This is a genomic window from Methylobacterium sp. WL19, from assembly GCF_008040005.1.
GTDB lineage: Bacteria > Pseudomonadota > Alphaproteobacteria > Rhizobiales > Beijerinckiaceae > Methylobacterium > Methylobacterium bullatum.
In genome coordinates this window covers 1-4,974 of record NZ_VRVC01000212.1, presented here as the reverse complement: position 1 = coordinate 4,974, position 4,974 = coordinate 1, and the positions used below count along the sequence as shown (strand labels likewise).

General features: G+C 69.6%; 6 protein-coding genes and 1 pseudogene. 5 read left to right on the top strand and 2 right to left on the bottom strand.

Annotation, left to right across the window (positions count from 1 at the left end; genetic code table 11):
- Positions 1-24 precede the first annotated feature (24 nt).
- Together FV220_RS24065 and FV220_RS24060 are read right to left on the bottom strand one after the other, a co-directional pair.
- Positions 25-279 carry a hypothetical protein gene (locus FV220_RS24065; RefSeq protein ID WP_027171111.1) on the bottom strand — a complete coding sequence of 85 codons (255 nt, stop codon included), beginning with the start codon at positions 277-279 and terminating at the stop codon, positions 25-27.
- 56 nt (positions 280-335) lie between these two features.
- Positions 336-1,115, bottom strand: a complete 780-nt coding sequence (locus tag FV220_RS24060) for a site-2 protease family protein (protein ID WP_056143412.1) — start codon at positions 1,113-1,115, stop codon at positions 336-338.
- Between the two features lie 201 nt (positions 1,116-1,316).
- On the opposite strand from FV220_RS24060, the gene FV220_RS24055 reads away from it, so the two are divergent.
- From FV220_RS24055 to FV220_RS24035, 5 genes and pseudogenes are all read left to right on the top strand, one after another.
- Complete coding sequence (locus FV220_RS24055) at positions 1,317-2,150, top strand: alpha/beta hydrolase (RefSeq protein WP_147833480.1); 834 nt, start codon at positions 1,317-1,319, stop codon at positions 2,148-2,150.
- A 10-nt stretch (positions 2,151-2,160) separates the two neighbouring features.
- The gene (locus FV220_RS24050) at positions 2,161-2,544 is read left to right on the top strand and encodes a restriction endonuclease (RefSeq protein ID WP_187273525.1); all 384 of its coding nucleotides are present in this window, start codon (positions 2,161-2,163) and stop codon (positions 2,542-2,544) included.
- 175 nt (positions 2,545-2,719) lie between these two features.
- Positions 2,720-3,814 carry an acyltransferase family protein gene (locus FV220_RS24045; protein ID WP_147833479.1) on the top strand — a complete coding sequence of 365 codons (1,095 nt, stop codon included), beginning with the start codon at positions 2,720-2,722 and terminating at the stop codon, positions 3,812-3,814.
- 218 nt (positions 3,815-4,032) lie between these two features.
- Positions 4,033-4,557 carry an Hsp20 family protein gene (locus tag FV220_RS24040; RefSeq protein ID WP_056143408.1) on the top strand — a complete coding sequence of 175 codons (525 nt, stop codon included), beginning with the start codon at positions 4,033-4,035 and terminating at the stop codon, positions 4,555-4,557.
- A 99-nt stretch (positions 4,558-4,656) separates the two neighbouring features.
- Positions 4,657-4,974, top strand: a pseudogene (locus FV220_RS24035) (hypothetical protein); the annotation flags it as partial.

Sequence of the window (4,974 nt, the reverse complement as noted above, 5' to 3'; positions counted from 1 at the left end):
GCCCCTCACCCGCCCGTGAGCCTGTCAGCCGCCGGTGAGGCTTTCGGCGAAATCGTCGGGCACCTCGCCGAACTGGCCGAGGATCGTCGCGCTTTCGAGTTCGCCGGTCTCGTCGTCGGCCACCACCTTCAGGGCGGCGGTGCCGGGCATGCGGCCGGACATGGCCTCCGCCTTCTTCAGCGCACCGCTCTCCGTTGGCGCCACTTCGCGGTCACCGGGCACGAGGCGCTTGCGCTTGATCACGAAGGTCTGGACCACGAACGTCGTCTTCAGGGCCATTGCCGTCTCCGTGGGCCGCACCGCCCTCCCTGCCTCATAGGCCGGGCGCGGACGCCTTACCAGAGACGGATCAGGCCGTAGCCGACGCGCGCATCCACGATCTCGATGCCGAGAAGGCCAATGAGGAGGAGGCTCACCCGGAACACAGCCGGGCCGAAAGCGCTGGAGAACAGGAAGAGCCCCGCCAGGATCAGGTTGACGTGCAGGGCCGCCTGGTCGGCGACGCGGCGCACGGGCTCGGGGAGCCAGGGCTGAAGGATGCCGTAACCGTCGAGGCCCGGAAGCGGCATCAGGTTGAGGATGATGGCGGTGCCCTGGAACAGGGCGGAGACGGCCAGCACCGCCCGCAGCGTGTCGGACTCCTCGCCCGTGAGGGAATAGAGCAGGGCCAGCGCGAGGAGGACGAGGCCGTTCATCGCCGGGCCGGCCGCCGACACGGCGGAGATCCAGACCTTGCTGCGAAGGAGATGGGTGTTCACGAACACGCGTCCGCCGGGAAACCCGATCCCGCCGAGGATCGTGAACAGCAGCGGCAGGACGATGGAGGAGAGCGCGTCGGCGTAGAGCCGCGGGTCCAGGGTGAGGTAGCCGCTGCGCGGGATGTCCGCATCGCCCCCTTTCCAGGCGACGAAGGCATGGCCGAATTCGTGCAGGCACAGGCTGAGCAGCCAGCCCGCCATCACGAAGACGAAGGCCGCGCCGGACCCCTCCACGACGCCGGTGCCGATGGCGAGGCCGGTCCCGAGGAAGATCAGGGCGATCAGCAGGAAGTTCGCGCTCGGGCCGACCGGAAGGGTCGCGGCGCGAACCTGGCTTGGCGGAAGCTCTGACGACATCTCACCCCCGATGGAGCCTCGGACCGACGGACGGGCGGCGGCGGGTGACGATCCCGGCCTTCCCTCCGTGCGCACCCCCGCGCGGCACTGTCGCAACGCGGGATGCTTCGTGCGCATGACACGATAAAGTGGTGGTCTCAACAGCGCACCGTCCCCGACGGCGCTTCTCGTCCACTCTTCCGTGAGCCAAGCCCGCCCCGCATGACCCTGCTCCGCGTCCTCCTGTTCCTCGCCCTCGGGCTTACCGCCTCGGCCCTCGGCGCCCTGTTCCTGTTCCAGCGTCATCTCATCTATCCCGGCGCTTTCGGGGCCGGTTTCGGCGAGGGCGAGCGCGGGGTGCCGGCCGGGACGGAGGCGGTCACGCTGACCACGTCCGACGGCCACCGCCTCTACGGCCTGTGGCGGGCGCCGGAACCCGGACGCGGCGTGGTGCTGACCTTCCACGGCAACGGCTCGCTGCCCGAACCGCATGCCGCGCGGTTCTCGAACGGGGTCTGGCGCGCCGCCGGCTGGGGCACCCTCGCCATCGCCTATCGCGGCTATCCGGGCTCCACCGGATCACCGAGCGAGGCGGGCCTCATCGAGGACGGGCTGGCCGCTTACCGCTTCGTGCGCGACCGCGCCCCGGACGCGCCGATCCTGCTCCACGGCCATTCCATGGGGGCGGCGGTGGCCGTGGCCGTGGCCGCACGCGAGCCGCATCTCGGCCTCTATCTCGAAGCCCCGTTCGTCTCCCTCATCCGCCTCGTCGGCGAACACTTCCCTCTGCTGCCCCGGCTGCTCCTGCGCGATACCTGGCGCTCGGATCGCCGCATCGGTGCGGCGGCGGGGCGCATCCTCATCGTCCACGGCACCGACGATCCCGTCATTCCGGCGGCCCATGGGCGCGACCTCGCGGCCCTCGCCGGCACCAGGGCGCGGTTCGTCGCGGTACCGGGCGATCACGTCTCGCTCCTCGGCCAACGCGACGCGGAGGCGGAAGCGACGTTCCGTCCCGTCCTGAGTGCCGAGCCCGTTCCGACAATGCCGCGTTGATACCGGCAGGATGGGAGACGGGAATTTGGGACGACGCGCACGGCAATGGCGGGAGGACGAGGAGACCGGCAACCGCTCGTCCGGCCCCGCGATCTGCCCGCTCTGCGAACGGCCGATCCCGCCGCGCGCCAAATCGAGCCTGCACCACCTCACGCCCAAGCTGAAGGGCGGCGCCAAGGCCGGCACCGTCCGCCTGCATCAGATCTGCCATTCGGCGATCCACGCCCGCTACAGCGAGGCCGAGATCGCCCGGCGTCTGGCCGATATCGAGGTTCTGCGGGCCGACCCCGAAATCAGCGGCTTCCTCGCCTGGGTGCGCACCAAGCCGGACGATTTCCACGCCGCGACGCGGATGACGCGGGCTCGCAAGCTCTCGCGCCGCAAGGTCTCCTGACGCCCCGCCCCCCCCGGCGCCTCGCCCGCTTCGAGGGTCCGCCGCGGACTGCCCGGCATCCGAATCGTCGCGTTGACCGTTCATCCGGCATCGATCAAGGAAAGCTGCATCACAGGCAGCCGGCCTTGACCCCGGATCGGCCATGCTCGTCCCCGGATTGCGACGGAGTGCAGCTTTGGCCCCAGCGACCCAGATCCCAGGCCCCGGCGCCGAGGAGGCCCTGAGACTCGCCTGGGTCGATGTCGCCAAGGGCCTGTGCATCGTCCTCGTGGTGATGATGCACTCGACCCTCGGCACCGGCAACGAGATGGGTGGCGAGGGCTTCCTCCACAATGTGGTCGCCTTCGCCAAGCCGTTCCGCATCCCCGATTTCTTCCTCCTGTCGGGTCTGTTCGTCGGCCGCGTGATCGACCGGGACTGGCGTCTCTTCGCCGACCGGCGGGTGGTGCATTTCGCCTATTTCTATCTGCTCTGGGTCCTCATCCAATCGGCGGTGAAATACGGCCAGATCGTCGATGGCGCCGGGCCGGGGGCTTTTCTCGCCCATCTCGCCCACGCTCTGGTGGAGCCCTATTCCACCCTCTGGTTCATCTACCTGCTCGCCGTGTTCTCGGTGCTGACGAAGCTGCTGCGGGGCCTGCATCCGGCGCTGCTCCTCGGCGGGGCCGCCCTGCTCCAGAGCCTTCCCCTCGACGGATATTCGGATCTCGTCACCGAATTCTGCGGCCGCTACGTCTGGTTCGTCGCCGGCTACCTGTTCGCGGCCCGGATCTTCCGGTTCGCCGACCTCGTCCGTCGCCACCCCCGCGCCGCCCTCGTCGGCCTTGCGGCCTGGGCCGTGGTGAACGGCCTCTTCGCCTTCACCGCCACCGGCCACGCGACCTTTCCGACCCTGGCGAGCCTGCCCCTCGTCAGCCTCGCCCTCGGCGGGGCCGGGGCACTCGCCATCGTGGCCGTCGGCGCATTGCTCACCCTCGCCGGGGGGCCTTTGACGGCGGCGCTCAGAGCCTGCGGCGAGCGCTCGATCGTCATCTACCTCGCCTTCTTCCTGCCCATGGCGGCGACCCGGATGCTGATCGTGAAGACCGGCGCCGTCACCGATATCGGGCTGGCCAGCCTCGTCGTGACCCTCGTCGCCGTGCTCGTCCCCCTCGCCATCGAACGGGTGGTGCGCCACACGCCCTTCGTCTTCCTGTTCCGCCGCCCGGCGGCATTCCACATCGTCGCCGAGACGCCGCCACGATCCGCGACGACGGCGGCGGCGCGCTGAGACGGCGAAGTATTCAGAGATAGCGTTTCCGGGCGATTCGCGATGGAAGGCGGGTCCGAAGCCCGGCCCTCACACCGCGAAAAAATCCACATCGCCCCGGAACCGCACGCCGACCTCTGCGTTTCACGCGTGCGAGGCCATGAACGGCTCGCACCTTGGCGCCGGACACGGTGTCCGGCGGCCTTTGTCATCACGTTGCTCTTCAGGAGGATGTGGTCATGAGGACCTTGGATTTCGCACCGCTCTATCGCTCGACCGTCGGTTTCGACCGCATGATCTCGCTGCTCGACCAGGCAGCCCGCGTCGAGCCGTCGACGACCTGGCCGCCCTACGACATCGAGAAGGTGGCCGACGACGCCTATCGCATCACCATGGCGGTCGCCGGCTTCACGCCGGATGAGATCGACCTGACGCAGCACGACACCGTCCTCCAGGTCACGGGCCAGAGGACCGGCCGGAGAGGCGACCGGACCACCGACCAGGACGGGGAGCGCGCCTATCTGCATCGCGGAATCGCGACGCGGCCCTTCCGGCAGACCTTCAACCTGGCCGACCACGTGAGGGTCACGGGCGCCAGCCTCGACAACGGACTGCTGACCGTGGACCTCAAGCGCGAGGTGCCGGAGGCCCTCAAGCCCCGCCGCATCGCCATCGCCGGCGCGACGAGCCCCATCGGCCAGGACAACGCGCAGGTTCAGGACAACGCGCACGCGCAGGTCGAGGACCACGCCGAGGCGGCCTGAACCCGCCTTGAGCCATGACAGTCGAACCTCGGGGGCCTTCGGGTCCGCGAGGGCCGCATCGTTTTAGTCCTGCCTCACAGCCATCAGGGAGGATCGATCATGTCGATGAGGGAGACGCACTTGTCCCGTTCCGGCCTCGGAACGTCCGGCCTCATGAACGGCCCCATGAACCCAGCCGCGACCCAGTCCGCCTCGTTCGAGGCGTGGCAGGCCGTGGTCGCCCCCGGGGACGTGTTCCGTCATCCGCGCGAGGTGCTGGCGCACCCGCTCCTGAACCGCGAGGAGAAGCGGACGATCCTGGCCTCCTGGGTCTCGGACGCCTGCGCCCTCGAGAACGCACCGGGCCTGCGCTGCCTCACCGGGGCCAGGGCCGAGCCGGTCACCGTCGAGGCCCTGCTCGCGGCGCTCGCCGAACTC